The following is a 26,518-nucleotide window of genomic DNA, read 5'->3' on the forward strand; positions in this document are numbered from 1 at the left end:
CAAGGAAGCTCCTGGTCGTCCTCAATGCCATCATTCGCGACAAGACTGCATTTGCGTGAACACAGTTGCCATGCCGTGACTTTGAAGCTTTGCAGCGGTGCAGAATTCTGCTCCGTTGCGCCCTTCGTTCGAGGTAACGGAATGGATCCTCGGGTCTGCGCTCCGCTTCGCGTCGCTTCGCCCGTGGATGACGAACCGCGCAGGGCCTAAGGCACTTTCAGTAGCTCTTTCGTCTCTGCACCTTGCGGCAATGCTTCGCGCGCCGCCTGCAGCAATATCTCCGCCAGCCGCGTCGCCACCGGATCGAGCTCGGCATCCTTCTGGTGCAGATGCAGCGCCATCTTCGGCAGCGCCGGCAGGCCGAGCGCTCCCGGCGGAATCGCTCTGACATTGGCGGGCAGGCCGATATCGGTGCGGATCGTCAGTCCAAGTCCCGCCGCGACCGCCGCCCAGATGCCGCCGAGGCTGGGACTGGAGAACGCCATGCGCCAGGCGAGGCCGGCGCGGTCGAGTGTCTCGGTCGCCACGGTGCGCAGCAGGCAGGGCGCCTCGAATGCCACCAACGGCAGCGCTTCACCATTGTGGCCGGGTTGCATTGGTTTCGCCGGGCCGATCCAGCGCGCCTGCACCTCGGCGACATGCCGGCTGTAGGGCAGCGTCGTGCCGTCGTGCCAGGCCAGCGCGAGGTCGAGGCTACCTGAGAGGACGCGCTCTGCGAGTTCATGGCTGCGTCCGATCCGCGCTTCGATCCGAACCTTGGGATGCGCACGGGCAAAGCGGCCGAGCACCTCCGGCAGCACGGCCTCGCCGAAGTCCTCCTGCAGGCCGAGCCGCACCCAGCCCTCCAGCTCGACGTCGCGGATAGCTGAGGCCGCCTCGTCATTGAGCTCGATGAGGCGCCGCGCGTACCCGAGCATCGTCTCGCCGGCTTCGGTAAGCGCCAGGCCGCGCCCCGCCTTGCGGAAGATCGACGTCGCCGCCTGTTCTTCCAGCTTCTTCAGCTGCGCGCTGACGGCAGAGGTCGAGCGGCCGTGCCGCTCGGCCGCCTTGGCGAAACTGCCAAGCTCCATGCCGGTGACGAAGGTCCTGAGCACGTCGAGGTCGAATGTGACGCGTCGCATGAGATCGTCCTTGTTTTCAGGATTATCGGTCAAAAACTTCCTGATTTTATGGATGAACCTATGGCGCTACATCCGCCCGGTCAAGACCGATCGACCGGCGCAGAGGGAATGCAAAAATCATGGCCGCCATCGTCACTCGCAACGATTGCCAGCCGCTTGCGGCAGGCACCGCCGCTTCGGCTGGCCCCGCTTTCGGGCCCAACCATCGCTGGAAGGTGCTCGGCATCGGCGTCGCCGCCAATGCCGGCTTCTCCGCTACCTTCTCCGGCATCCCTGCGACCGCGGTGGCGATGCGCCAGGGCTACCATCTCGACGATGCCGCGCTTGGACTGGCGCTCGGCCTTCTCGGCCTTGGCGTGGCGCTCAGCGAGCTGCCCTGGGGCGTGCTCACCGACCGCTGGGGCGACCGCCGGGTGCTGCTGACCGGGCTCGGCGCGACGGCCATGTGGCTTTTTGCCATGGCAATCCTCGTCGTGCCGACGAAAACGGGTGCTCCCGGTGTCGTGCTGCTTTCGGCGAGCCTGCTCGTTGCCGGCCTGCTCGGCGGCAGCGTCAACGGCTCCAGCGGCCGCGCCATCATGGGCTGGTTCGGCGAAGGCGAGCGCGGCTTCGCCATGAGCATCAGGCAGACGGCGGTGCCGCTTGGCGGCGGGCTCGGCGCGCTCGTCCTGCCGTCGCTAGCCTTGGGCTTCGGCTTCGCCGCTGTCTTCGTCCTGCTGGCGGCTCTGTCCGCGCTCTCGGCCGTCTTCGCCTGGCGCTGGCTGCACGAGCCGCCGACGCAAGGCGACGCGCAGGCTGCCACCGTGACGAGCGGCCCGGCGCCGCTGCGCAAGCTCGAGGTCTGGCGCATCTCGGCAGCCATCGGCCTGCTCTGCTTCCCGCAGGTGGCGGTGCTCACCTTTGCCTCCGTCTTCCTGCACGACTTTGCCGGCATGGGCATATGGGTGACCAGCGCCAGCCTTGCCGTCGTGCAGACGGGCGCCATGGTGATGCGCGTTTGGAGCGGCCGCTTCACCGACCGCCACCGCAACCGAAGGCCGTTCCTGAGGTTCTGCAGCGCGCTCAGCGCGCTGGCCTTCCTGGTGCTATGGATCCTGGCCATCACTGCGGCCAGGCAGCCATCGCTGCTGTTGCTCCTGCCCCTTTTTATGATCATAGCCGGCATCTGCGTCTCGGCCTGGCATGGCGTTGCCTATACCGAGCTTGCGACACTTGCCGGTGCCGGCCATGTCGGCACCGCGCTCAGCCTCGCCAACACTCTGGTCTTTGTCGGCTTCTGCCTGGTGCCGATCGCCATTCCCTGGCTTGTGCTTCTCTTCGCATGGACGGGCGTGTGGCTGGCGGCCGCGATCTGCGCGGCGATCGCATGGCCGATCTTTCTGCGCACGGCCTGACCTTTCGCCGGCTTTCCATAGCTGGCGGAGGCCGGCCTGTCTTCAACATGAAAAAAACACGATCGGTGCCGTTAACCCCCCATCAAGGTTAATGCTTCATTTTGGCTCTCCGGGGTCAGTAGCGTTTCTGGAGAGTTCCGTGCATCGACGCGTTCTTACGCGGCTCGTCGCCGCCGCCGTTGCGAATAAACGTTCCTTCCTTCCTCCTTTGGTTCTGGGGCTCGGCTTCTGGGTCGGCTTTCCGTCCGTCGTCGCTTACCAGGACATGGCAAGCCTCGTGTCTGGGCTGGAGTCGCCCAGCCATCGCTGGAATGCCTATGTCGAAAAATCCGTCGCCGGCTCGGTGCACGCTGCCGAGATGCCGTTCGTCGATTCGGCCGCCACGGGCTCGATCTCCGGCTCCGGCGTGGACCTGCCTGGCGTCGGCACGGTGGCGCTGCGCGGCAAGGGCAATGTCGCCGGCGCTACGCCCGATGAGGACCGCGTCGTGCGCGCCGACAAGAAGGGCCGCCTCGTCCAGGTGTCGCCCGTTGCGCCGCCGAAGAATTTCAGTGCCGGCTCCATTTTCGAGCGCACCTCGTCGCTGCTGCGTCCGGCGATGGACAGCGGCCTGAAGTTGACTTTTGCCAAGCCCGGCATCAAGGGCAAGGAAATCCAGATCGCCCAGGCGTTCCACATCCGCGAGGACAAGAAGCCCGATCCGGATTTGCCGGCGGCTCTCGTCGCTCTCGTCAACAACGACAAGCCGGACATCCTCGCCACCGCCTATGCCCAGTCGGCGCCCGACTATGCCAAGGCCTCGCCCTTTGAGGCTCTGCTGCAGGACGATCCGAACGACGGCCGCTTCATCCCGCCGATGGGCAAGGGCGATCACGCCTGGATGCAGAACCCGCTGCCGGCGGCCGTCTTCTCCAAGCCGGAACAGGAATGCCTCGCCAAGGGCATCTATTTCGAGGCGCGCAGCGAACCGGTGCGCGGCCAGGCCGCGGTGGCGCAGGTGATCCTCAACCGCGTCCGCAACCCTGCCTATCCGAAGACGATCTGCGGCGTCGTCTACCAGAACGACAACTGGTTCAACCGCTGCCAGTTCTCCTTCGCCTGCGACGGCAGGAAGAAGCGCATCAACGACCCGGTCGCGTATAAGACCGCCCAGGATGTCGCCATGGCAGTGACCGCCGGCAAGATTTTTATCCCCGAGGTCGGATCCTCGACGCATTACTACGCCAACTACGTCCATCCGGGCTGGGCGCGCGCCATGCAGCGCATGACCAGGATCGGCCTGCATATCTTCTATCGCACCTATGGCGGCGGCTGGAGTTGAGCCGTTTGGGCGGCTCGAACCGAGCCGCTTAATCGGCACCCCGCGGCAACGCTCCTTGCCGCTCGCCGCGCGCACCGATCGGCGCGGCTTGCCGCTCGGATTCGCGCCGAGTCCTCGCGCAGGCGTGACGGGCACGATGTCGCACCTGGATAAGCCGTTGATTTGAAACGCGAAAATACATCGCTTTGAAGTTCGGCCCGTGGCTTGACGGGCGCGGACCCGGTAACTATGTTGCCGGCGACTTTAGAAGCGGACGGACGGTGATCGTCTGCCCGGGCAGGGGGGTTGCGATGGCCGACAAAAACAGGCCAGACGGAACCGGAGAAACCGGCCGCGGCAGGCAGCCAGAAGCCACCATCCGCGACGACGAACTTGAGCGCCGCCGGCGCGAGCTTGAAGCATCGCTTGCATCAAGACGCACGGACCGGCTCGAGGGGAAAGACGACGCGAAAGCAGCGACCGGTTACGGTCAGGCACTGAAGCTGTCCAGCGAGTTCATCGCCGGCGTGGTGGTTGGTGTCGGTTTGGGCTGGATCATCGACCGCTTGGCGGGAACAGCGCCATTTGGGCTGATCGTCGGTTTGCTGCTGGGCTTTGGCGCCGGCGTGCTCAATGTCCTGCGTTCGTCGGGGCAGGTGGCGCAGTTCGGGCAGGGCGGCAAGCCGCGCGATCCGAAGGAATGAAGTGGCGCCGTTCCGGCGCGAGACAGAGACAGTGGAGCCGCTTGCGGCTTTGACGGGGAAAACAAAGTGGCTGCTGCTGACAAGGTCGATCCGATCCACCAGTTCCAGATCCATCCGATCGTCCCGATTCACATCGGCGGCTACGACCTGTCCTTCACCAATTCCGCTCTGTTCATGGTCGTGACGATCGCGGTCGCTTCCGCTTTCCTCTACATGAGCACCGCCAGCCGCTCCCTCATTCCGGGCCGCCTGCAGTCGGTCTCCGAAATGGCCTATGAGTTCGTCGGCAACATGCTGCGCGATGCAGCGGGCAAGCAGGGCATGCAGTTCTTCCCGCTGGTGTTTTCGCTGTTCATGTTCGTGCTGGTCGCGAACCTCATCGGCCTGTTCCCCTATTTCTTCACCATCACCAGCCACATCATCGTCACCTTCACGCTGGCTGCGCTGGTCATCGGCACCGTCATCGTCTACGGCTTCGCCAAGCACGGCCTCGGCTTCCTCAAGCTGTTCGTGCCGCATGGCGTGCCTGGCTATCTGATGCCGCTGGTGGTGGCGATCGAAGTCATTTCCTTCGTCTCGCGTCCCGTCAGCCTCTCGGTTCGTCTTTTCGCCAACATGCTGGCTGGCCACATCACGCTGAAAGTGTTTTCGGGCTTCGTCGTCACGCTGAGTGCATTCGGCGCCGTCGGCATCGCCGGCTCGGTCCTGCCGCTCGCCATGGCGGTTGCGCTGACGGCGCTGGAACTGCTGGTCGCCTTCCTGCAGGCCTACGTCTTCGCGGTGCTGACCTGCATGTATCTGAACGACGCTCTGCACCCGAGCCACTGATCGATTTTCACCGGCGCCCCGGCGCCAGCATACCCAACGTACCAACCGCAACGATTACGAAAACCACAGGAGTTTTGAAATGGACGCAACTGCAGCAGCTGCTATCGGCGCTGGTATCGCCTGCATCGGCATGGGCGGCGCCGGCATCGGCCTCGGCAACATCTTCGGCAGCTATCTCTCGGGTGCGCTCCGCAACCCGTCGGCCGCTGACGGCCAGTTCGGCCGCCTGATCTTCGGCTTCGCCGTGACCGAAGCGCTGGGCATCTTCTCGCTCCTCATCGCGCTGCTGCTGGTCTTCAGGTAAGAACCACGCGCTGACGAAAGGGGCCGCATGGTGCGGCCCCGCCGTATGAACAGGGGAATGAGATGTTCGTGACATCTGCCTTTGCGCAAGAATCCGCGCCGGCCGCGGCCGAAGGCGATACGCATGCGGGCACCGCCGTGCCTGCCGAGGAGCATGGCACGTTCCCGCCGTTCAATGCCGAGACCTTCCCGTCGCAGATCCTGTGGCTCGTCATCACCTTCGGGCTTTTCTATCTGTTCCTGAAGCGGGTTGTGATGCCGCGCATCGGCGGTATCATCGATGTCCGCAACGATCGCATCACCCAGGATCTCGACCACGCCGCCAGGCTGAAGGGCGAGGCGGACGCTGCCGTTGCCGCTTATGAGCAGGAATTGGCGGAAGCCAAGACCAATGCCAACAAGATCGGCCAGCAGGCGAGCGACGCCGCCAAGAGCGAAGCCGAAAGCACGCGCAAGAAGCTTGAGGCGGAACTCGAGAAGAAGCTCGGCGACGCCGAGGCGAGCATCGCCTCGATCAAGGCCAAGGCGATGAAGGAAGTCGGCACGATCGCCGAAGACACCACGTCGGCCATCGTCGAGGCGCTGGTTGGCGGCAAGACCGACAAGGCCGAGATTTCGGCCGCGGTCAAATCCGCTACTCGGTGAGGAGGCCACCATGGACGCCACATCACTTGCCACGCTCTGGGCCACCATTGCCCTGATCATCTTCCTCGGCGCCGTCATCTATCTGAAGGTGCCGGGCATGCTCGCCAAGTCGCTCGATTCCCGTGCGGCCAAGATCAGCAGCGAGCTCGAAGAAGCGCGCCGCCTGCGCGAAGAGGCCCAGCAGCTGCTCGGCCAATATCAGCAGAAGCGCAAGGAAGCCGAGAAGGAGGCCGCCGATATCGTCGCCGCCGCCAAGCGCGAGGCCGAGCTCCTTGCCTCCGAGGCGCATAAGAAGACCGAGGACTATGTCGCCCGGCGCACGGCGCTTGCCGAGCAGAAGATCAGCCAGGCCGAGCGCGAAGCGATCGGCGAGGTGCGTGCCAGCGCCGTCGACATCGCCGTCGAGGCCGCCCGTGCGCTGCTGGCCGCCAAGGTCGATGCCAAGGCCGGCGCGGACTTGTTCCAGTCGGCGCTGCAGGACGTGAAAGCCAAGCTGAACTGAGCGGCTCTGCCGTTGCTAACATGAGGCCGCCCGGGCAACCCGGCGGCTTTTTTGTTGTTTGAAAAAGCGCGGCGCTGAAGCTGGCAATCTCGCCCCTCGTGGGGGAGATCAGCTGTCGCGAGCTTCGTCGCCTCACTCCAACCCGGCGAAGCTCTCGTCCTCTTCCGCCATCTCAACGCCGCCCAACCGGAACGGCGCGAACGACGCCCGGTGCAAGCGCGCTACCGGCCCATGCGCCTCGATGGCGGTGCGATGGCGGACCGTCGCGTAGCCCATATGCATTTCGAAGCCGTAATGCTCGTGATGGCCGCCGCAGCCGCACATCATGCGGTCGCGCATGACCTTGGCGACGATCGAGGCGGCGGCGATCGATTGCGAGCGCTGGTCGCCCTTGATCAGCGCGCGGCCTTCGCAGGTGAGCCCTGGCGGCACGTCGCGGCCGTCCGCCAGCGCCAGTTTGGGCGGCAGCGACAGGCCGGCGGCGGCGCGGCGCATCGCTTCCAGGCTGGCTTTCAGAATGTTGCTGTTGTCGATGCCTTCGGCGCTGATCGAGGCCATCGAGACGCTGAGCGCCGAGCCCAGGATTTTGAGGAACAGCGCCTCTCGCTGCAGATGGGTGAGGCGCTTGGAATCGTCGAGCCCTTCGGGAATGTTGGCGGGGTTGAGCACCACGGCCGCCGCTACGACCGGACCTGCAAGCGGGCCGCGGCCCGCCTCATCCATGCCCGCCACCGGCCAAAGCCCCTCAGCCATCGCCTTCGTTTCAATCGAGAAGTCGGGCTTCTCGACCAATTCGAAGAGAAGCGGAGAATCGGAACGCGCGCGAGCCATGGTGCGACGAGGTTCGCATCGGCTCCGATTCTCCGCAAGTCCCTCCGGGTCGGATGGGGCGTCGGACCGGGAGGGCACCGTCTCACGGCCGGGGACTGGGCCGGACGGGATTCTTGAGCAATTCTAGGAAGATTGCGTAGCGGGCCTTCCGTACGAAGTTACATCAAAAACAGATGGTTAGGGGATCGCAATCCGGGCGCAAAACTCTGCCTCCGGAGTTGCTAGCGTCGGCCTTCGCGGCCGGCATCGTCTTCACAGCAGCATCAGTTGCTCGCCGACGCCGGAGCCTGCGACGAATTGGTCGGTTCGAAGCTGCCGCCGTTCGGCATTGAGGCCGAGCCGCTTGGCGGCGATCTCGAAGCGCCGGCCGATCTGCCAGGCATACGGTCCGGCGCCCTTCATGCGCTTGCCCCATTCCGAATCGTAGTCCTTGCCGTCGCGCATCGAGCGGATCAGCGACATCACATGCCGGTAGCGGTCCGGATAATGGCGCAAGAGCCAGTCCTTGAAGATCGGCGCCACCTCGAGCGGCAGACGCAGCACGACATAGCCTGCCTCCCTGGCGCCTGCTGCGCGCGCCGAATCGAGGATGCGCTCCATTTCCGGATCGGTGAGGCCAGGAATGATCGGCGCCACCATCACCGAGGCGGGGACGCCGGCATCCGAAAGCTGCCTTATCGCTTCCAGCCGCTTAGTCGGCGTCGAGGCGCGCGGCTCCATGGTTCTCGCCAGCATGCGGTCGAGCGTCGTCACCGACAGCGCCACCTTGGCGAGGCCGCGTTCGGCCATGCGCGACAGGATGTCGATATCGCGCGTCACCAGCGCCGACTTGGTGACGATGCCGACCGGATGGCCGCGCGCCTCCAGCACCTCCAGGATCTCGCGCATGATGCGGTATTGCTTTTCGATCGGCTGGTAGGGATCGGTGTTGGTGCCGATGGCGATGGTGCGCGGCTGGTAGCCGGGCTTGGACAATTCCCTGTCCAGCATTCGCGCCGCATCCGGCTTGGCAAAGAGCTTGGATTCGAAATCGAGCCCCGGCGACAGCCCCATGAAGGCATGCGTCGGCCTGGCAAAGCAATAGACGCAGCCATGCTCGCAGCCGCGATAGGGATTGATCGAACGATCGAAGGAAATGTCCGGCGATTCGTTGCGCGTGATGATGGTGCGCGGCTTCTCGACCTGCACCTCCGTCTTGAAGGGCGGCAGTTCCTCCAGCGAGTTCCAGCCATCGTCGAACACATGCCGGCTGACCGGCTCGAAGCGGCCGGACGGGTTGATGCCAGCGGAGCGTCCGCGATTGCGGTCCGGCCGCACGCGCATGCCGCTCTGTTCCATCATCGCATTTGCCATTTCGGCTCTGCCTGCTCCGAAAGCGGCAATGTCGGCGCGCACGATCTGTTCCATTTTCGCCCTCTCCCAGGGACTGTCGGCAGGCTGTCGAATCGCTCTGTTCATGAAACTATTCCTATTTTGCCAAGGAGAACAAAGCAAGAACTTTTTCGCTCAGAACGCGCAACTGGCGCAGCGCCGCGCTTTCCGCTATTCGGCTAAAATGCTCAGCGTTCTCATCGAAACCAGGAACGACGAAGAAGGCCTTGCCCGCACGCTGGCCTCGCTGATCGGCGGCGCGGTCGAGGGCGTGGTGCGCGACGTCATCATCTGCGACACCGGCTCGACCGACCAGACGCATCGCGTCGCCGAGCATGCTGGCTGCCACTTTGTGGCTGGCGGCATCGCAACAGGCATCGGCCAGGCCAAGGGCGACTGGCTGCTGCTTTTGGAACCCGGCGCCCGGCTCGCCGAAGGCTGGATCGACGAGGTCGTCGCTCACACGGCAAGGCAGACGATGCCGGCGCGCTTTTCACGCGCCCGCGGCAATCGCACGCCGTTTCTGGTCCGGGTTTTTTCCGGCAACCGCGCTCTGGAGGAAGGGCTTGTCATCAGCAAGCGCCAGGCCACGGCGCTGGCGAAAAGCGCCCGCAGCGCCGAAGCCCTGGCGCGCGGCCTCGCTACCAGAAGGCTGAATGCCGAAATCTGGGTGGCGCCGCCGAAGTGAGCGCACGCCCTCCTTCTCTCACAAGAAGGGGAGAAAAAGCGCAAACTTTTGCCGGCCCGTTCTATTGTGCATTGCACAAAAAATTGCGATGCATTAGCATCTTCTTGAAGCGGGACAATCGGGATTGGGTGACGATGAAGCGGACGGCTGGCGCTTCGTTGGACGCCATGCATACGAGGAACCCGATGACCCTTGGTACTCCAGACAATTCAGGCGCGGCCAGCCTGGAGGCGATCGCCCGTAATGGCAGCCTGTTCAGGCGCATCGCCGTACGCATCCCAACCTATCTGAAAGATCTGCGCGAAAATCCGGCCTGGCTGCCGATGTTCGTGCTGGCGCGCACCATGCCGGGGCGACGCATGCACTGGCTAGGCGCCAGACGCGTCCGCCCGCTCGACAATGCGGGAGAGACGATGTTTGCCGGCGTCGATTGCGAGGCGGTGGTCGCCGGCCTTCGCTCCGATGGGCTGTTTTCGGGGTTCACGCTGCCGCCGGCGATCCATGAGGAGATCGCCGCTTTTGCGCAACGCACGCCCTGTTTCGGCAATTTCGACCGCCGTCTCGAATTCATGCCGGGCGACCATGCCGAGGCGGAGAAGCGTTTCGGCCGCTCGCTGCTCAGCGGGCATTATTTCGAGCGCATTCTCGATTGCCCGGCGGCGCTTGCCATCCAGCGGGATCCGCTGCTCCTCGACGTCGCGCAGAACTATCTCGGCGGCCAGGCGAAACTGATCACCACGCGCGTCTGGTGGAGCTTTCCGACCGGCAAGGCCTCGGATGCCGACAAGAATCTCGCCTCGCTCGGCAAATACCATTTCGATCTCGACGACTGGCGGATGCTGAAATTCTTCTTCTATCTGGTGCCGGTCGACGCCGGCACCGGCCCGCATGTCTATGTCCGCGGCAGCCACAGGCGCCGCTCGCTCAAGCACCAGCTCACGCTTCTGGTCGGCCACCCCGCGGAAGAAGTGCTGGACGTCTACGGTCCGGAAAGCCCTGTGACGCTGACGGGCGAGGCCGGCCTCGGCTTCGTCGAGGATCCGTTCGGCTTCCACATGGGAACGGTGCCGGCGCATACGCCGCGACTGATGATGGAGATCGGCTTCGGCGTCTCGCGGCCGTCGCGCCGCCGCTTCCACGGCGAGCCGGTCATCCGCTGAGCCGGACGGGGGCCGCTACTCCGGCTTGCCACCTCGCCTGAGATGCTCGTCCAGCCGCGGCATGATCTCGACGAAGTTGCAGGGCATGTGCCGGTAGTCGAGCTGCGCCTTGATGATGCCGTCCCAAGCATCCTTGCAGGCGCCGGGCGAGCCCGGCAGCACGAAGACGAAGGTGGCGTTGACGACGCCGCCGGTCGCCCGGCTCTGGATTGTCGAGGTGCCGATCTTGTCGTAGGAAATCCGGTGGAAGACTTCCGAAAAGCCGTCCATGCGCTTTTCGAAAATCGGCTCCAGCGCTTCCGGCGTTAAGTCGCGGCCGGTGAAGCCGGTGCCGCCCGTGGTGATGACGACGTCCACCGTTTCATCCTTCGACCAGGCGAGCACTTTTTCGCGGATCTTTTCGCGGTCGTCGGTGACGATGTCGCGAGCGGTCAATATATGGCCAGCCTCCGCGATGCGGTCGGCCAATATCTGCCCCGATTTGTCATCGGCCAGGCTGCGCGTGTCGGAAACCGTCAGCACTGCGATGCGCACCGGGATGAAGGGGCGGCTTTCGTTGGCCATCACTCGGTCTCCATGCTGCGCGTCGCGGCCACGAACCAGCCGGGATGCCGGCCGCGGATCTCGATCGCCGCGCGCTTGGCGACATTGCCGGTCTCGAACAGGCCGAAGCAGGTAGCGCCGGAGCCCGACATACGGGCAAAGCCGGCTCCCGCTTTTTTTAGCGCCTTGAGCGCGTCGCCGATCGCCGGTTGGATGGCGCGAGCGGCAGGTTGGAGATCGTTCCGCGTCGTGTCCAGCCAATTGCGAATGCTGTGAAAGTCGAGGCGGCCGGGCAGCGGCGGCAATGCCTCATTGTCAGGTTTGGAAAGCCCCTTGAACACTTCGGGTGTCGAAACGGCCACGCCCGGGTTGACCAGGACCAGCGCCAGCGCCGGAAACTCCGTCAGCGGCGACAGTTCATCGCCGATGCCGCGCGCAATGAGCGGCCTTGCCTTGAGGCACATCGGCAGATCGGCGCCGAGCGTCAGCCCGATCCGCCCCAGCCCGGCCTCCTCGATGTCGAGCTCCCAGAGGCGCGAAAGGCCGCTGAGCGCCGCCGCCGCGTCGCTCGAGCCGCCGCCGACGCCGGAAGCGACCGGCAGGTTCTTCTCCAGCCGGATGGCGACTGGTGGCGTCTGTTGCGCGCCGGCTTCCCGCCGCAACGCGTCGCGAGCTTTGATTACCAGATTGTCGCCATCGATTGGCACGCCGGCGGCGAAGGGTCCAGAGACCGCGAACGCGTCGCGCTCGGCCGGCTCGATCTGCAGCCGGTCCCCGAAGCGCGTGAACACGGCGAGGCTGTCGAGCAGGTGGTAACCGTCCGCGCGCCGTCCGGTGACATGCAGCGCGAGGTTGATCTTGGCAGGCGCAAGCCATGTCCGGGACTTGGCCTCGGCCTCCAGAATGTCGGCTGTTGGCGAGATGGGGTTCAGTCCTTGGCCAGACGGTACTCGCCGGTCTTCGGATCCTTGACCAGCGTTCCCATCGTGCCGTTGGCCGCCTGCTTCTCGGTGCGCCGGATCTTGGCCGTCACGCGCTCGGCCTCGCGTACGAAAGCGCGATAGCCGAAATAGGCGGCAGCGCCGACGACAACGAAGAAAATGATTTGCGGCATCTCACAACTCCTCCCGCGCTTCTCGCGGCAAGGCCGGCCGGATGGGTCGGTCAAGCGGTCATGCTAGACGCAATCATGGCTTTTTCAAAGCCCGAAGCGCGCCCACAGCGCGCGCTCTTCCGCCGCATCGATAACGCCGCTGGCCGCGGCCGCGGCGATGTCGGGGACGGTAGAACGCGATCCGAACAGGCCGAAACGGCCAAAAAGCCCGCGCGGCGCGGTGATCAGCCTGAGCTGCGTCTTTTCGCCGAAACGGGTCTTGAGCACGCTGCGCATGTCGCCCAGCGCATCGACGAGACCGAGCTCGAGGCCCTTCTTGGCGGTCCAGAACAGCCCGGTGAATAGCTCCGGGTCGTCCTTGAGCTTGGTACCGCGCCGTTCCTTGACGAGATCGATGAAGGTCTCATGCACTTCGAGCTGCAGCGCCTTCAGCCGCTCGACGTCTTCCCTCTTCTCCGGCTTGAAGGGGTCGAGCACGGCCTTGTTCTGGCCTGCGGTGTGGACGCGCCGCTCGATGCCGATCTTCTTCATCAACTCCGGGAAGCCGAAGGAGGCGGAGACGACGCCGATCGAGCCGACGATCGAGGAAGGGTCGGCGAAGATCTCGTCGCCGGCGATTGCGATCATGTAGCCGCCCGAGGCCGCCACATCCTCGACGAAGACAAGCACTCGCCTGTCCTTCTCTGCCGCGAGGTCGCGGATGCGCTTGAAGATCAGCCGCGACTGCACCGGCGAGCCGCCAGGCGAATTGATCGAAATCGCAACCGCCGGCGCGTCGAAGCCGAACGCTTTCTCGATAACCCCGGCCGTCGAGGCGAGCGACAGGCTTGGCCGGAACTGGCCGCCGCCGGGCATGATCGTGCCATGCAGCCGGATGACCGGAATGGTGACGACTGTCGAGCGCCAGGATTTCGGCAGCAAGCGGTTGAAGAAGCGTTTCACGAAAGCTTGTCTCCACAAGAGGTGCTAGAGCAAGGTGAAACCTCGTCCTTGCTTCCGGCATGTAGGAATTCGCCGCGCAACGGCAATGCCGCATCGCCGGCCTCTGATCAATCGCCGAACAGCGACGCGAGCCCGTTGTTGATCATCTCGGTCCGCTCCGTCGGCTCGTTACCGGATGCTCCGTGCAAGGTGAGCGGCGGCCGGATCGACAGTTTTCCGCGCGCGCCGAGCACAGCCCTGACAACGATGCGGATCGCCGCCGCGTCCGGGCGCGGGTGGACGCAGAGCATCTCGGCATCTCCGAAGCGGCCTTCCATCGCATCGAGGATGACGACAAGCTGCTCCGGCCGCGCAATCGCCGCCAGCCCGCCGCGCGGCTTGACGACGGCGGCCGCACTCCTGATCCAGCGCTCGAACAGCCCGTCCTCCGTGACATGCGCTTCTCTGCGCAGCGCGTCCGGCGTGGCGCGGTCTTGCGCCGCGTTGAAGGGCGGGTTCATGACGACGAAGTCGAACGAATTGTCGGCAAGTCCGGCTCCGTGCCGTGCCCGTCCCGCAAGCGTGACGTCGGCCTTAAGCACCGAGGCGCGGTCGCCGAGATGCGCGTTCCCGGGGTGGGCAACCGTGGCGGCGGCAAAGGCCGCCATCTCCGCGGAACGCTCGACCAGAACCGCGTGTGCTTCAGGGCAGCGCGACAGCACGGCGAGCGCCGCCGCACCAGCGCCCGCGCCGAAATCGGCGAGCCGGCCGGAAAAGCCAGATGGGACGGCAGCAGCCAGCATCATGGCGTCCATGCCGGCACGGTGGCCTTGCCGCGGCTGCACCAGCCAGAAGCGCCCGCGATGGAAGGCGTCGACCGTGTGGGCCGGCGTGTCCTGGGCGAGGGCGGTTGATGCTGCCATTTATTTACGGCGGATCTCGTTCTCGATGCCGGCATCCTTCAGGATGCGCCGCGCGGCATCGGCTTTCTCGGCATCGACCATCACGCGCCTGGGCAGGATGCCGATCGATCCGTCGAGCACGCTCATGTTCTGGTCGGCGACGAAGCAGGCGATGCCGGCGTCGCGCATGAGCGATTCGACGAAGGAGATGAGGACGGCGTCGTTAGTGCGGACAAGCTCGATCATGGAATGAAAATCGCAGGTTGCGGTGCTCATGTAAACGCCGAGGCAGCCCAGCGCCAGCCAAACCGCGCCAATTCGCCTCTTGCCGTGCGCGGTTGTGCCGACCTAGAGTCCCACCGGGACCAGGGTGTTGTCGGGCGCGTCAATGAGACGGGAGTGATCGTGGTGGGTGTCGTTCTGAATATAGAAGGCAAGCGGGAACCTGCTTCCATCCAGGATCTCATCGACCTGACGGCAGCCGACATGGGACGCGTCAACGAGCTGATCCTGTCGAAGGCCGGGTCCGACGTCGAGATGATCCCGGAGGTCGCCAACCACCTGATCTCGTCCGGCGGCAAGCGGCTGCGGCCGATGCTGACGCTCGCTGCCGCCCAGATGTTCGGCTATGCGGGCGAGGGGCACGTCAAGCTCGCCACCGCAGTCGAATTCATGCACACCGCGACGCTGCTCCATGACGACGTCGTCGACGAGAGCGCGCTTCGCCGCGGCAAGAAGACGGCGCGCATGATCTGGGGCAACCAGGCGAGCGTGCTGGTCGGCGATTTCCTGCTCGGCCAGGCTTTTCGCATGATGGTCGAGGTCGGCTCGCTGGAGGCTCTCGACATCCTGTCGAGCGCCGCCTCCATCATTGCCGAGGGCGAGGTGATGCAGCTTGCCGCCGCCAAGAATCTGGAGACCACCGAGGACGAGCATTTCGCTGTCATCAAGGCCAAGACCGCCGCCCTGTTCTCGGCCGCCGCCGAGGTCGGTCCGGTGATCGCGCTCGCTTCCCGCACCGACCGGGCGGCGCTGCGCTCCTATGGCATGAATCTCGGCCTTGCCTTCCAGCTCATAGACGACGCGCTGGACTATGGCGGCTCCAGCAAGGATCTCGGCAAGAATGTCGGCGACGATTTCCGCGAGGGCAAGGTGACGCTGCCGGTGATCCTCGCTTATCGGCGGGGCACCAAGGCCGAGCGCACCTTCTGGAAGCGCGCCATCGAGGAAAATGTCGCCGACGATGCCGGGCTCGAAAAGGCGATCGGCTTGATGACCCGCCATGGCGCCATCGCCGACACGATCGGCCGCGCCCGTCACTTCGGCGAGATCGCCCGTGACGCGCTCGCGCCGCTGGAGGCGACGCCGCAGAAATCGGCGCTGATCGACGTCATCGATTTCTGCATCAGCCGCGTCAACTGAGCGCCTGTCGGCCTTTCTTGGCATCGCCTGGCGTCCGCCGGGCAGGAGCACCTGCGAATCCCGCTGTGGCCATCTCGACAAACGGCCACAGCACAAATTATCTATAAAATATGGCCAACACAGAGGACACGATCGCCGTCCGCATCAGCAAGGAACTGGCGGACCGCATCATTTCGGGTGCGATCGAGCCCGGATCGCGGCTGCGCCAGGATTATGTCGCGGCGGAATTCGGCACCAGCCACGTGCCGGTGCGCGAGGCCTTCCGCCGCCTCGAGGCGCAGGGTCTGGCCATCAGCGAGCCGCGCCGCGGCGTGCGCGTTGCCGCTTTCGACCTCGGCGAGGTCAGGGAAGTGGCCGAGATGCGCGCGGCGCTCGAAGTGCTGGCGCTGCGCCACGCCGCGCCGCATCTGACGCCGGCGATCCTCGACCGGGCGGAGGAGGCGACCAAGGCGGGCGACAAATCCCGCGATGTCCGCTCCTGGGAAGAGGCCAATCGCACCTTCCACCGCTTGATCCTGACGCCCTGCAACATGCCGCGCCTGCTTTCCACCATCGACGACCTGCATGCCGCAAGCGCGCGTTTCCTGTTCGCCGCCTGGCGCTCCGAATGGGAGACCCGCACCGATCAGGATCACCGCGCGATCCTGAGCGCGCTCAGGCAAGGCAACACGGAATCGGCCGCCGCCACGCTCGGCCGGCATGTGCAATGGATCGGCCAGAAACCGGTCAAGACCGCCTCCGGCAGGACGCGCGACGCCTTCGCCATCGTCGGCTAGCGGGAGCGCAGACACAGCTGCCTTTCGGCGCTCCATCGCAGTCAAATGTCGGTTTTGGGCGCCCCGATAACCGGTGAATGGCTCAGCCTCATCGCTCCTGTGACCTGCCTCGCGCGATGGAGCGCTTGCCATCTCCGCAAAAATGTGGATTCGATAATAGATCGATTGCAGGAATTATCTATAAGTTCAACCAGGACATCACCGTGACAAACATCGCCGTTTCCACCCGCAAGCCTTCCTTCAGCCCGCTCCAACTTCACAGCCGCTCCATTGTCTGGCAGTTCGGCGCCGTCGTCCTCGGCTCGCTCTTCCTGGCGCTGTCGTCCTACATCGAGGTGCCGATGGTGCCGGTTCCGGTGACCATGCAGACCTTCGCGGTGACGCTGGTCGGCGCGCTCTATGGCTGGCGCTTCGGCGCGCTCACCATCGCGGCCTGGCTTGTCGAGGGTGCTGCCGGCTTCCCGGTTCTGGCCGGCGGCGCGGCCGGCGTGCAGCACTTTGTGGGCCCGACCGGCGGCTATCTCTTCTCCTTCCCGATCGTCGGTGCGATCGTCGGCTGGCTGGCCGAGCGCGGCTGGAACGGCAATCGGGTGGTGCTTGCCTTCGCCGCCATGCTGATCGGCAATCTTCTGTGCCTGGTTCTCGGCACGGCCTGGCTTGCCGCCATGATCGGCGCCGAGAAGGCCATCACCTTCGGCTTCCTGCCCTTCATCGTCGGCGGACTGCTGAAGTCGGCGCTGGCCGCCGCGACGCTGAAGCTCTTCTCCACCTATCGGGCCGAACCGCGCGACCGCTCGTCCGAGACGCAATGACCGTCAGGCTGCGTGCCCACCATCTGCTCTGCCTGCTGACCTATGTCGGCAAAGGCTACTCGGCCGCCTTCACCGCCAACTACGACAAGGTGGTGAAGCGGCTGGGCGAGGGCGAGGCGATCCTGATCGTGTCCGGGCCTGACGACATCTGCGCCCCGATGCTGGACGAGCCCGAGCCGCACTGCCTGCGCGAAGGCGCCGCCGAGCGCGACGGGCTCGCGGCGCGCGATGTCGGTGCGCTCCTCGGCCGGCCCCTCCGGGCCGGCGACCGGCTCGTGTTGGATGCCTCCAGTCTGACGCGGATGCGGAAGGCGTTTTCCTCCGGCCTGACGCGTCAGGCGTGCTCGGGCTGCGAGTGGTCCGACCTGTGCGGCGCGGTTGCCCGCAGCGGATTCCAAGATACGCGTCTCTAGCCGGAGCTATCTTCAGCCGGAGCTATCTTCGGCTTCCCACGCCGGACTTCTTGGTCGCACGCGGTGTTTTTTAAGCCCGATGATTGCATTGTGATTCGCTGCGGATTGAAGCCTGACCCCAAAAAGGCCATGCTTTGTCAGGAAAACATCGACTCTGTGGGCGGTCCGCCAAGGGGGGATCGCGTCTGGCTGAAAGGGATACAATGCGGCAAGGACGTGCGCGCTGGCTGACGAGGCTGGCATTTTTAGCGGGTGTGGCGCTGTCGGTGCTGCCTGCCCATGCGAAGGAAAACCCCCAACCGGTCCAGATCACGTCCTTTTCGGGCGCCTATCTTGCCGCTCATATTGCCGAAAGCGACAACGATCTCGACAATGCCATCGCCTATTACAAGCAGGCGCTGGCCTTTGCCCCCAATGACACCGAGTTGCAGCAGAGCCTGATGCTGGCGCTGGTCGCGCAGGGCCGCTTCGAGGAATCGCTGGTCTATGCCGACAAGCTCAAGGAAGTTCCCGATGTTGAGCGCTTCTCGCGTCTGGCGCTTGCCGTCGATTCCTTCCACAAGAAGGACTACACCAAGGCCCAGTACTGGCTGAAGCTGTCGCTCGAATCCGATCTCGACCGGCTGCTCTCCGGCGTCATGGACGGTTGGGCCAAGCAAGGCGCGGGCGATGCCTCCGAGGCGATGGCTGCGGTAGACAAACTCAAGGGGCCGGACTGGTTCGGCCTGTTCAAGTCTTTCCACCGCGCGCTCATCGCAGACGCCGCCGGCCTTTCGGACAAGGCCGACGAGATTTACGCGGCCACCCTGGCCGACACCGCCGCCGGCGGCTCCGCGCCCGAGACCTGGATGCGCAATGCCCAGGCCTATGCCTCGTTCCTCGCTCGCAAGGGCGACAAGACAAAGGCGATGGCGGTGCTGAACCAGGCCGAAGCCTTCGCGCCTGGCAAGCTCGAGATCACCACGCTGCGCGACAGGATCAGCAAGGGCGATAAGATCGAGCCCTTGGTCGCTACCCCCGCCGACGGCGCCTCGGAAATCCTGCTCGACCTCGCCACAGCGCTCAACCGTGGCGGCGGCGAGCCTTTCGTGAGGCTTTATCTGCAATATGCGCTGGCGCTTAAGCCGGACAGCGACGCCGCCCTCGTGCAACTCGCCGCCGTGGCCGAGCAGCTGAAGGACGGCGAAGGCGCAATCGCGCTCTATCGGCGCATTCCGGCCTCCTCTCCATTGAAGGAGCTTTCTGAGCTGCAGCTTGGCCTGAACCTTGCGGACATCGACCATCACGACGAAGCCATCGCGCACCTCAAGGGTTATGTCGACGCGCATCCGACCGACATGCGCGGCTACCTGGCGCTTGGCGGCGTCTACTCCTCCAAGGAGGACTACCGTTCTGCCGCCAATCTCTACGACAAGGCGGTCGAACAGCTGAAGACGCCGACCGCCGCCAACTGGAACATCTTCTACCAGCGCGGTATCGCCTATGAGCGGCTGAAGGAATGGCCGAAGGCCGAGCCCAATTTCCGCAGAGCGCTGGAGCTGCAGCCCGACCAGCCGCAGGTTCTCAACTATCTCGGCTATTCCTGGGTCGACATGAACATGAACCTCAAGGAAGGCCTGGCGATGATCCAGAAGGCCGTGGATCTCAGGCCAAGCGACGGTTACATCGTCGACTCGCTTGGCTGGGCCTATTACCGCCTCGGCCGCTTCGACGACGCCGTCCGCGAAATGGAGCGTGCCGTGTCGCTGAAGCCCGAGGATCCGGTCCTCAACGACCATCTGGGCGACGCCTATTGGCGCGTCGGCCGCAAGCTCGAAGCAACCTTCCAGTGGACCCAGGCACGCGACCTGAAGCCGGACCCGGACGTGCTCGCCACCTTGCAGCAGAAGCTGCTCAAGGGCCTGCCGCCGATCGAGTCCAACACGGCGCAGGAAACGCCGAAAGTGAAACCGGTCCCGCCGGCACCGCCGAAGGGCTGAGGCGCACAAGCCTGTAGTCAGGCGGGGCCCTTTGGGCCCCGCCACGTTCTCAAAACATTTTGCGGTAGACGACGAACCCCGAGCGTTCGCCGATCCTGTCATAGAGCTGCATGGCGGTGTGGTTGGTCTCGTGCGTCAGCCAGTAGACGCGACCCGAGCCAGCGGCTTTGGCGCGCTCGTAAACGGCTTCGATCAGCGACCGGCCGACGCCTTGGCCGCGTGCGGCTTGCGAGGTGAAAAGATCCTGCAGGTAGCAGTTCGGCGCGATCGCCGTGGTCGAGCGGTGGTAGAGATAGTGGACGAGGCCGATAAGCCTGCCGTCGCGCTCGGCCACCAGCGCATGCACCGGCTCGTAGGCGTCGAAGAAGCGCGACCAGGTCATCTGGGTGATCTCGCCGGCAAGCGCGGTCTCGCCCGAGCGGCCGTAGAATGCGTTGTAGCCATCCCAGAGCGGCAGCCACTGCTCGTAGTCCTGCCGGGTGACGGGACGGACGATGAGTTGACCGGGCATGGCGGGCACCTTTGTCGTTGCGGCTTGCCAAAGCAAACGGCCCGCGTGAGCGGCCGGCAATGGGCCAGCCGCCGGCAAAGCGTTCAACCTCTCCTCGATGTGGCGCCCTGCCTTGACGCTTGCCGGCCCGGCAACTAGGGAAGGCCCACTCCCAGCGCTTTCCGAGGCCGCCGTGACCGTCGAGATCCCTGCCCACATGCATCCCAGCCGCTCCTTCCAGGGGCTGATTCTGACCTTGCACAACTACTGGGCAGCTTACGGCTGCGTCATCCTGCAGCCTTACGACATGGAAGTCGGCGCCGGCACCTTCCACCCGGCGACCACCTTGCGCGCGCTCGGTCCGCTGCGCTGGAACGCGGCTTACGTGCAGCCGTCGCGCCGGCCGAAGGACGGCCGCTACGGCGAGAATCCGAACCGGCTGCAGCACTACTATCAATATCAGGTGATCCTGAAGCCGAACCCGCCGAACCTGCAGGAGCTCTATCTCGGTTCGCTGGAAGCCATCGGCATCGATTCGCTGCTGCATGATATCCGCTTTGTCGAGGACGACTGGGAAAGCCCGACGCTGGGCGCCTGGGGCCTCGGATGGGAGTGCTGGTGCGACGGCATGGAAGTGTCCCAGTTCACCTATTTCCAGCAGGTTTGCGGCATCGAATGCGCGCCGGTGGCCGGCGAGCTCACCTATGGGCTCGAGCGGCTCGCCATGTATGTGCAGGGCGTCGACAATATCTACGACTTGAACTTCAACGGCCGCGAAGGGCCTGAGAAGGTCACCTATGGCGACGTCTTCCGGCAGGCCGAGCAGGAATATTCGCGCCACAATTTCGAATTCGCCAACACGGCGATGCTGCTTCGGCATTTCGAGGACGCCGAAGCCGAGTGCAAGGCGCTGCTGGCCGCCGGCGCGCCAATCTCCCCCCTTGAGGGGGAGATGTCGGCGAAGCCAACAGAGGGGGTCCTCGCACAAGGCACCGCCAGAAATGCGTCGAGCGCGTCGCGGGCGACCCCTCCCGACCAGACTTCGTCTGGCCACCCTCCGCTCAAGGGGGAGGGGTATCATCGCATGGTCTTCCCGGCCTACGACCAGTGCATCAAGGCAAGCCACGTCTTCAACCTGCTTGACGCCCGCGGCGTGATTTCCGTGACCGAGCGCCAGAGTTACATTCTGCGCGTGCGCAACTTGGCCAAGGCTTGCGGGGAGGCGTTCCTGCAGACGCGGGCGGGCGGTCTGGCGGCTTAGCTGGCGATCTCGGCGGCGGCTGCAATCGGCAACGTGATCTGAACTGTCGCGGCATCGATCGTGCGCAGTGCCTGTCGCACGCCCGGCATCGAGAATGTGCCATGCATCTGGGCGGCGAAGCAGGCGCTCAGTGCCAGGATCTGCAGGATTCTCGATGCCGTCTTCATGGTCGTTCAGCCAATAGTTCTCCGCCTGAGCGTTGGTCGCTTCAGCACCGCGTTTGGTTCATGGGATGTCTGTTCTTAAGACGGGTGGGCTCGCGTCGTCCCGACAAAGAACTGAAAATTTCCTGAAATAGCTCGAACTGGCGATCGGCAGGCAGGGTGACAGGCGCGAGCCGAGTTGCTATGCGCCCTCTATCTCCCCCTTGATGGGGGAGGTCGCCGCAAAGCGGCGGGTGGGGGTGACGGGCGCTTCCCTATGCCAAAACTTGATCGGTTCAAGCTGCAGTCCGCACGAAGGCTGCGCGCGGCAATGACCGAGGAGGAACGCAGGCTGTGGCGGCACCTCTGGCGCATTCCGGTCGAAGGAACGCACTTTCGTCGACAAGCGTCGGTTGGCGGTTACTATCCTGACTTTATCTCACATCGGCTGAAGCTGATCATCGAGGTGGATGGCTTCCAACATGGTTTTGATGGCCAGCAGCGCCATGATGAAGTCCGAACCAGATGGTTTGAGAGCCAAGGCTATCGCGTCGTCCGCTTCTGGAACCACGAGATAAAAAACGAACTGGATTCCGTACTCGATACAATCTATGCGGCGGTGGAAGAACGAAAATCACACCTTGGTCTGCGCGATGGTGCCGAAGGTGCTGGCGGCTGAAACGCGCCACCCCACCCCGGCGCTACGCGCCGACCCTCCCCATCAAGGGGAGGGTAAGGAGCTAACTAATGCCTGACCTACTCCTAGAACTCCGCTCGGAAGAGATCCCCGCGCGCATGCAGCGCAAGGCGGCTGGCGATCTGCGCAAGACGCTGACCGACGGCTTGGTCGAGGCGGGCCTCACCTATGAGGCGGGGCGCGAATACTGGACGCCGCGCCGGCTGGCGCTGGACATCCGCGGGCTGACGGCGCGCTCGAAGGACATTCGCGAGGAAATAAAGGGTCCCTCGACCACGGCGCCCGAGCAGGCGGTGCAGGGTTTCCTGCGCAAGGCCGGCCTTTCATCGATCGCCGAGGCGCATGTCCATTCCGATCCCAAGAAGGGCGACTTCTACGTTGCTCACATCTCGAAGCCGGGCAGGGCGGCCGAAGAGATCATCGCCGAACTGGTGCCGGGCATCATCAAGAACTTTCCCTGGCCGAAATCGATGCGCTGGGGGCCGGCCTCGGCCAAACCCGGCTCGCTGCGCTGGGTGCGGCCACTGCAGTCGATCGTCTGCACCTTCGGCCCCGAGACTGAGGAGCCGGTGGTGGTCGATTTCGAGGTCGACGGTATCCGCTCCGGCAACGTCACCTACGGCCACCGCTTCCACGCACCGGGCCCGATCACCGTGCGCCGCTTCGACGACTATGTGAGCAAGCTCGAAGCGGCCAAGGTCGTGCTTGATGCCGATCGGCGCAAGGAGATCATCCTGGCCGATGCCCGCAACGTCGCCTTCGCCAACGGCCTCGATCTCGTCGAGGACGAGGGCCTGCTGGAAGAGGTCGCCGGCCTGGTCGAATGGCCGGTCGTCCTGATGGGCGAGTTCGAGCAAGATTTTCTCACCATCCCGGCCGAGGTCATTCGCCTGACCATTCGCGCCAACCAGAAGTGTTTCGTCACCCGGCCGCAAGGTGCGGCTGAGGACCTTTCCGACCGCTTCATCCTGATTGCCAATATCGAGGCGAAGGACGGAGGCAAGGAGATCGCATACGGCAACGGCAAGGTGGTCAGGGCGCGCCTCTCCGATGCGCTCTATTTCTGGAAGACCGACCAGGGCGACCTGCCCGACCTCGGCACTCTGCAGGAGTCGGCGGCGAAATTCGACCTCGACCTGAAGAAGCCGCTCGACCAGCGCATGGCCCGCCTCGACCATCTCAACGTGACTTTCCATGCCAAGCTTGGCACGCAAGGCGCCCGGGTCGAGCGGATCGAGCGGCTGGCGGAAGAACTGGCGCCGACGGTGGCGAAGTCGATCTCCCCCCTTGAGGGGGAGATGGCCGGCAGGCCAGAGGGGGTCGCCGCGCGTGAAGCGCCGACATCTTCCGCGCTGAGAGGAAGCGTCGGCGCTCCAGGCGAGACGCCCCCCTCTGTCGCCTTCGGCGACATCTTCCCCTCAAGGGGAGAGATCACCGCGCTCGTCGCCCGCGCCGCGGTGCTGGCCAAGGCAGATCTGCAGACCGAGGTCGTAGGCGAGTTCCCGGAATTGCAGGGCGCCATGGGCCGCAAATATGCTTTGCTGCAGGGCGAGCATCCGTCGGTGGCTGCGGCCGCCGAGGAGCACTACAAGCCGCAAGGCCCGTCCGACCGGGTGCCGACCGATCCGGTGTCGGTTGCTGTCGCGCTTGCCGACAAGCTCGACACGCTGACCGGCTTCTGGGCGATTGATGAAAAGCCGACAGGCAGCAAGGATCCGTTCGCACTCAGAAGAGCTGCACTCGGCGTGGTCAGAATCCTGATCGAGAACCGCATTCGCCTCGGACTGACATCGGTCTTCGCCAAGGCCTTTGCGAGCTTCGCCGGCGGTGCCGCACAAATTTCGGATCTCCTCGGCTTCTTCCATGATCGCCTCAAGGTCTATCTCCGCGACCAGGGCGCACGGTACGATCTGATCGACGCCGTCATCACGCCGCAGTCCGACGACCTTCTGCAGATCGTCCGCCGCGTCGAGGCGCTGGGCTCGTTCCTCGACACCGAGGACGGCAAGAACCTGCTCGCCGGTACCAAGCGCGCCGCCAACATCCTGGCCGCCGAGGAGAAGAAGAAAACGCTGGTCGCCGAAACTGTTGAGCCGGCGCTGTTCCGCGAAGACGCGGAAAAGAGCCTGTTTGTTGCGGTGAATCAGGCCGAGAAGGAAGCCGGCCAAGCGATTCAAAACGAAGATTTTTCCGCCGCCATGCTGTCGCTTAGCGTTTTGCGTGAACCGGTTGATTCATTCTTTGAAGGGGTTCTCGTGAATGATGAGGACCAGGCCGTGCGAGCCAACCGGCTGGCTCTGCTTGCCCGCATCCGCGCCGCCACCGACCAGGTCGCCGACTTTTCAAAAATCGTCGGCTGACAGCCCAAGATGCCGGTTCCGAAGCCGCATGCTCCGTCAGGCACGGGAGGCCGTCGCGCCTACATTGCCTTGCTGAAGCGCGGCGGCGTCGGGGCAGCTTCCGGTTGGGCTTCCGGTTGCGTCTCGCCGTCGGACGCAGTTGCCGTCGTGGCGGGGTTGTTCTCGGACGCGTTGGTATCGCCGTTGGGGGCAGCCTGAGCCGTGCCGTTGGGGGGCGTAGCCGCAGCCGTACCGTTAGGAGGCGTGCCGGCGGGCGCGGTGCCGTTTGCCGGTGTCGCGGCCTCCTGATCCGTGGCAGTCACCGCGGGCGTCGCCGAAGCGCCGCCGACGATGCCGCCGCGAATGATTGTCGGCGCCTGCGCGTGCCTCTGTCCGGATTTCTCCGGGATCGCGGCCACTTTCTCATCGGTGACGGCTGGCACCGGCTCGCCGAGCGCCACAACTGACGGTGTAGCCTTGCCGGGCTCGATCGCGGCCAGCCTGACAACGGATGGCGTCGAGGTCGCAGCGCCGAGCACGACGATGGACGAAGCCTGTGCCAAGCCGCCAGTCGCCAAGAGGCCGACACAGACCGCTCCTAGAGCAATTCCAGGAAAGGGACGTAACAGCTTTCCGTCCGGAATTGCATAAACGCAAGGCATACGCAACACGAGAACTCCCGAGCCCAGCTACTGGAAATCCGCACCCTAGTGCCGGCGAATTGATGCCGGCTTGCGCGGAAACTTAGCATTTTAGGGATTGATAAATCGCCAATGCCCGCCCTTGCCCCTGCTTCCATGTCGTATTACGGGACCGGCATGTTCAGGATCGGTGGTGAATTTGGCTGAGATACTTGCCGTCGGCGAGGCGATGGAACGCGCGCTGTCGCTGCTCGAAGGCGGTGATGTCATCGCCATCCCGACCGAGACCGTTTACGGGCTGGCCGGTGACGCCACGAATGGGGCTGCCGTGGCGCGTATCTTCGAGGCCAAGGGTCGCCCGCGCTTCAACCCGCTGATCGCCCACGTCGCCGATCTCGCCATGGCAAACCGCATGGCTGCGTTCGATCCGTTGTCAACAAAGCTGGCGGAAGCTTTCTGGCCCGGTCCGCTGACCTTGGTGCTGCCGCAGCGCACGGAAAACGGCATCCATCCGCTCGTCACCGCCGGGCTGGACACGATCGCGCTGCGCATGCCGAGAGGCTTCGGTGGCGAGCTGATCGCGAGACTAGGCCGGCCGCTCGCCGCGCCCAGCGCCAATTCTTCCGGCAGGATCAGCGCCACGACGGCCGAGGCCGTGGCGGCCGATCTCGGCGAGAAGATCAAGCTGGTGGTCGATGGCGGCGCGACGCCCGTCGGCCTGGAATCGACCATCGTCAAGATCGCAGACGGCAAGCTGCGTCTGCTACGACCCGGCGGCATCGCTGCCCGGGACATTGAAGCGGTCGCCGGCGCAAAGCTGATGCGTGGCGCTGCCGGAATCCAGGCGCCGGGCATGCTCGCCTCGCATTATGCGCCGGACGCTTCGATGCGCCTCAACGCCGGCAAGATCGCGAGCGGCGAGGCGCTGCTCGCCTTCGGCCGCAAGCGTGCCGAAGGCTGGCAGGATGCGGTGGCGCTGCGCAATCTTTCCGAGGCGGGGGATCTGCGGGAGGCCGCCACCAATCTGTTCGCCTATATGCAGGCGCTCGACCGTAGCGGCGCGGCCACTATCGCCGTCGAGCCGATCCCGGCCGACGGCTTGGGCGAGGCGATCAACGACCGGCTCGCGCGCGCCGCCGCCCCGCGTGACCAGATCGACTGAGCCTATCTCTTTGTTTTGACGCAATTCCGGACGGAAAACCGCTTCACACTTTTCCT

General features: G+C 64.8%; 30 protein-coding genes. 18 read left to right on the forward strand and 12 right to left on the reverse strand.

Annotated features, from left to right (window positions below):
• Positions 1-206 precede the first annotated feature (206 nt).
• A complete protein-coding gene (locus CK220_RS22505) occupies positions 207-1,121 on the reverse strand; it encodes a LysR substrate-binding domain-containing protein (protein WP_095813749.1) in 915 nt (304 codons plus the stop codon).
• A 119-nt stretch (positions 1,122-1,240) separates the two neighbouring features.
• On the opposite strand from CK220_RS22505, the gene CK220_RS22510 reads away from it, so the two are divergent.
• The 7 genes from CK220_RS22510 (at position 1,241) to CK220_RS22540 (ending at position 6,797) form a co-directional block, all read left to right on the forward strand.
• Positions 1,241-2,515, forward strand: coding sequence for an MFS transporter (locus CK220_RS22510; protein ID WP_095813645.1), 1,275 nt, complete (start codon positions 1,241-1,243; stop codon positions 2,513-2,515).
• Positions 2,516-2,654: 139 nt separating this feature from the next.
• Complete coding sequence (locus CK220_RS22515; RefSeq protein WP_067327803.1) at positions 2,655-3,836, forward strand: cell wall hydrolase; 1,182 nt, start codon at positions 2,655-2,657, stop codon at positions 3,834-3,836.
• Positions 3,837-4,126: 290 nt separating this feature from the next.
• Positions 4,127-4,519: an AtpZ/AtpI family protein gene (locus tag CK220_RS22520; protein ID WP_095813646.1), complete on the forward strand. Its 393-nt coding sequence runs from the start codon at positions 4,127-4,129 to the stop codon at positions 4,517-4,519.
• A gap of 66 nt (positions 4,520-4,585) precedes the next feature.
• On the forward strand, positions 4,586-5,347 hold the full coding sequence (locus CK220_RS22525) for a F0F1 ATP synthase subunit A (RefSeq protein WP_095813647.1): 762 nt from the start codon (positions 4,586-4,588) through the stop codon (positions 5,345-5,347).
• A gap of 79 nt (positions 5,348-5,426) precedes the next feature.
• Positions 5,427-5,651, forward strand: coding sequence for a F0F1 ATP synthase subunit C (locus CK220_RS22530; RefSeq protein WP_066999040.1), 225 nt, complete (start codon positions 5,427-5,429; stop codon positions 5,649-5,651).
• Positions 5,652-5,713: 62 nt separating this feature from the next.
• On the forward strand, positions 5,714-6,295 hold the full coding sequence (locus tag CK220_RS22535; RefSeq protein ID WP_095813648.1) for a F0F1 ATP synthase subunit B: 582 nt from the start codon (positions 5,714-5,716) through the stop codon (positions 6,293-6,295).
• A gap of 10 nt (positions 6,296-6,305) precedes the next feature.
• On the forward strand, positions 6,306-6,797 hold the full coding sequence (locus tag CK220_RS22540; RefSeq protein WP_095813649.1) for a F0F1 ATP synthase subunit B: 492 nt from the start codon (positions 6,306-6,308) through the stop codon (positions 6,795-6,797).
• A 132-nt stretch (positions 6,798-6,929) separates the two neighbouring features.
• Here the strand turns inward: CK220_RS22540 and CK220_RS22545 are convergent, their stop codons facing one another.
• Together CK220_RS22545 and CK220_RS22550 are read right to left on the reverse strand one after the other, a co-directional pair.
• Positions 6,930-7,628: a ribonuclease HII gene (locus tag CK220_RS22545; protein WP_095813650.1), complete on the reverse strand. Its 699-nt coding sequence runs from the start codon at positions 7,626-7,628 to the stop codon at positions 6,930-6,932.
• A gap of 252 nt (positions 7,629-7,880) precedes the next feature.
• Complete coding sequence (locus CK220_RS22550; protein ID WP_141245201.1) at positions 7,881-9,035, reverse strand: PA0069 family radical SAM protein; 1,155 nt, start codon at positions 9,033-9,035, stop codon at positions 7,881-7,883.
• Between the two features lie 148 nt (positions 9,036-9,183).
• Between CK220_RS22550 and CK220_RS22555 the strand changes: the two genes are divergently transcribed.
• Positions 9,184-9,687, forward strand: a complete 504-nt coding sequence (locus CK220_RS22555; RefSeq protein WP_095813652.1) for a glycosyltransferase — start codon at positions 9,184-9,186, stop codon at positions 9,685-9,687.
• A 185-nt stretch (positions 9,688-9,872) separates the two neighbouring features.
• Positions 9,873-10,847: a hypothetical protein gene (locus CK220_RS22560; protein ID WP_095813750.1), complete on the forward strand. Its 975-nt coding sequence runs from the start codon at positions 9,873-9,875 to the stop codon at positions 10,845-10,847.
• A 15-nt stretch (positions 10,848-10,862) separates the two neighbouring features.
• Here the strand turns inward: CK220_RS22560 and moaB are convergent, their stop codons facing one another.
• From moaB to CK220_RS22590, 6 genes are all read right to left on the reverse strand, one after another.
• On the reverse strand, positions 10,863-11,411 hold the full coding sequence (moaB, locus tag CK220_RS22565; protein ID WP_095813653.1) for a molybdenum cofactor biosynthesis protein B: 549 nt from the start codon (positions 11,409-11,411) through the stop codon (positions 10,863-10,865).
• Positions 11,411-12,292: a 4-(cytidine 5'-diphospho)-2-C-methyl-D-erythritol kinase gene (locus CK220_RS22570; protein WP_095813654.1), complete on the reverse strand. Its 882-nt coding sequence runs from the start codon at positions 12,290-12,292 to the stop codon at positions 11,411-11,413. The genes moaB and CK220_RS22570 overlap by 1 nt, the downstream gene beginning before the upstream one ends.
• Before the next feature lie 26 nt (positions 12,293-12,318).
• Positions 12,319-12,504 (reverse strand): hypothetical protein, encoded by a 186-nt coding sequence (locus CK220_RS22575; RefSeq protein ID WP_066999017.1) that lies wholly within the window; start codon positions 12,502-12,504, stop codon positions 12,319-12,321.
• Between the two features lie 84 nt (positions 12,505-12,588).
• The gene (locus CK220_RS22580; RefSeq protein WP_095813655.1) at positions 12,589-13,446 is read right to left on the reverse strand and encodes a S49 family peptidase; all 858 of its coding nucleotides are present in this window, start codon (positions 13,444-13,446) and stop codon (positions 12,589-12,591) included.
• A gap of 107 nt (positions 13,447-13,553) precedes the next feature.
• Positions 13,554-14,348, reverse strand: coding sequence for a methyltransferase (locus CK220_RS22585; RefSeq protein ID WP_095813656.1), 795 nt, complete (start codon positions 14,346-14,348; stop codon positions 13,554-13,556).
• Complete coding sequence (locus CK220_RS22590; RefSeq protein ID WP_095813751.1) at positions 14,349-14,573, reverse strand: DUF2007 domain-containing protein; 225 nt, start codon at positions 14,571-14,573, stop codon at positions 14,349-14,351.
• Between the two features lie 162 nt (positions 14,574-14,735).
• On the opposite strand from CK220_RS22590, the gene CK220_RS22595 reads away from it, so the two are divergent.
• The 5 genes from CK220_RS22595 (at position 14,736) to CK220_RS22615 (ending at position 19,729) form a co-directional block, all read left to right on the forward strand.
• A complete protein-coding gene (locus CK220_RS22595) occupies positions 14,736-15,749 on the forward strand; it encodes a polyprenyl synthetase family protein (RefSeq protein WP_095801112.1) in 1,014 nt (337 codons plus the stop codon).
• A 110-nt stretch (positions 15,750-15,859) separates the two neighbouring features.
• A complete protein-coding gene (locus CK220_RS22600) occupies positions 15,860-16,525 on the forward strand; it encodes a GntR family transcriptional regulator (RefSeq protein WP_095813657.1) in 666 nt (221 codons plus the stop codon).
• Between the two features lie 203 nt (positions 16,526-16,728).
• Positions 16,729-17,337 carry a biotin transporter BioY gene (locus CK220_RS22605; RefSeq protein ID WP_095813658.1) on the forward strand — a complete coding sequence of 203 codons (609 nt, stop codon included), beginning with the start codon at positions 16,729-16,731 and terminating at the stop codon, positions 17,335-17,337.
• Entirely contained in the window at positions 17,334-17,750 is a 417-nt protein-coding gene (locus tag CK220_RS22610; protein WP_095813659.1) for a DUF1284 domain-containing protein, read from the forward strand. Before CK220_RS22605 ends, CK220_RS22610 begins: the two co-directional genes overlap by 4 nt.
• Before the next feature lie 203 nt (positions 17,751-17,953).
• Positions 17,954-19,729, forward strand: a complete 1,776-nt coding sequence (locus tag CK220_RS22615) for a tetratricopeptide repeat protein (protein ID WP_095813660.1) — start codon at positions 17,954-17,956, stop codon at positions 19,727-19,729.
• A 49-nt stretch (positions 19,730-19,778) separates the two neighbouring features.
• Here CK220_RS22615 and CK220_RS22620 read toward each other — a convergent pair whose 3' ends face one another.
• Entirely contained in the window at positions 19,779-20,240 is a 462-nt protein-coding gene (locus CK220_RS22620; protein WP_095813752.1) for a GNAT family N-acetyltransferase, read from the reverse strand.
• A 172-nt stretch (positions 20,241-20,412) separates the two neighbouring features.
• Here CK220_RS22620 and CK220_RS22625 point away from each other — a divergent pair, with 172 nt between their 5' ends.
• Positions 20,413-21,480 (forward strand): glycine--tRNA ligase subunit alpha, encoded by a 1,068-nt coding sequence (locus CK220_RS22625; protein ID WP_245429350.1) that lies wholly within the window; start codon positions 20,413-20,415, stop codon positions 21,478-21,480.
• Here CK220_RS22625 and CK220_RS32025 read toward each other — a convergent pair.
• On the reverse strand, positions 21,477-21,647 hold the full coding sequence (locus CK220_RS32025) for a hypothetical protein (RefSeq protein ID WP_176479164.1): 171 nt from the start codon (positions 21,645-21,647) through the stop codon (positions 21,477-21,479). The two genes, CK220_RS22625 and CK220_RS32025, sit on opposite strands and share 4 nt — an antisense overlap.
• Before the next feature lie 253 nt (positions 21,648-21,900).
• On the opposite strand from CK220_RS32025, the gene CK220_RS22630 reads away from it, so the two are divergent.
• Positions 21,901-22,302 carry a DUF559 domain-containing protein gene (locus CK220_RS22630; protein ID WP_095813662.1) on the forward strand — a complete coding sequence of 134 codons (402 nt, stop codon included), beginning with the start codon at positions 21,901-21,903 and terminating at the stop codon, positions 22,300-22,302.
• A gap of 68 nt (positions 22,303-22,370) precedes the next feature.
• On the forward strand, positions 22,371-24,680 hold the full coding sequence (gene glyS, locus CK220_RS22635) for a glycine--tRNA ligase subunit beta (protein WP_095813663.1): 2,310 nt from the start codon (positions 22,371-22,373) through the stop codon (positions 24,678-24,680).
• 59 nt (positions 24,681-24,739) lie between these two features.
• Here glyS and CK220_RS22640 read toward each other — a convergent pair whose 3' ends face one another.
• On the reverse strand, positions 24,740-25,222 hold the full coding sequence (locus CK220_RS22640; protein ID WP_141245202.1) for a hypothetical protein: 483 nt from the start codon (positions 25,220-25,222) through the stop codon (positions 24,740-24,742).
• A gap of 277 nt (positions 25,223-25,499) precedes the next feature.
• Here CK220_RS22640 and CK220_RS22645 point away from each other — a divergent pair, with 277 nt between their 5' ends.
• Positions 25,500-26,462: an L-threonylcarbamoyladenylate synthase gene (locus tag CK220_RS22645; protein ID WP_176479165.1), complete on the forward strand. Its 963-nt coding sequence runs from the start codon at positions 25,500-25,502 to the stop codon at positions 26,460-26,462.
• The last annotated feature ends 56 nt before the right edge of the window (positions 26,463-26,518 follow it).

This window comes from Mesorhizobium sp. WSM3860, from assembly GCF_002294995.1.
Classification (GTDB): domain Bacteria; phylum Pseudomonadota; class Alphaproteobacteria; order Rhizobiales; family Rhizobiaceae; genus Mesorhizobium.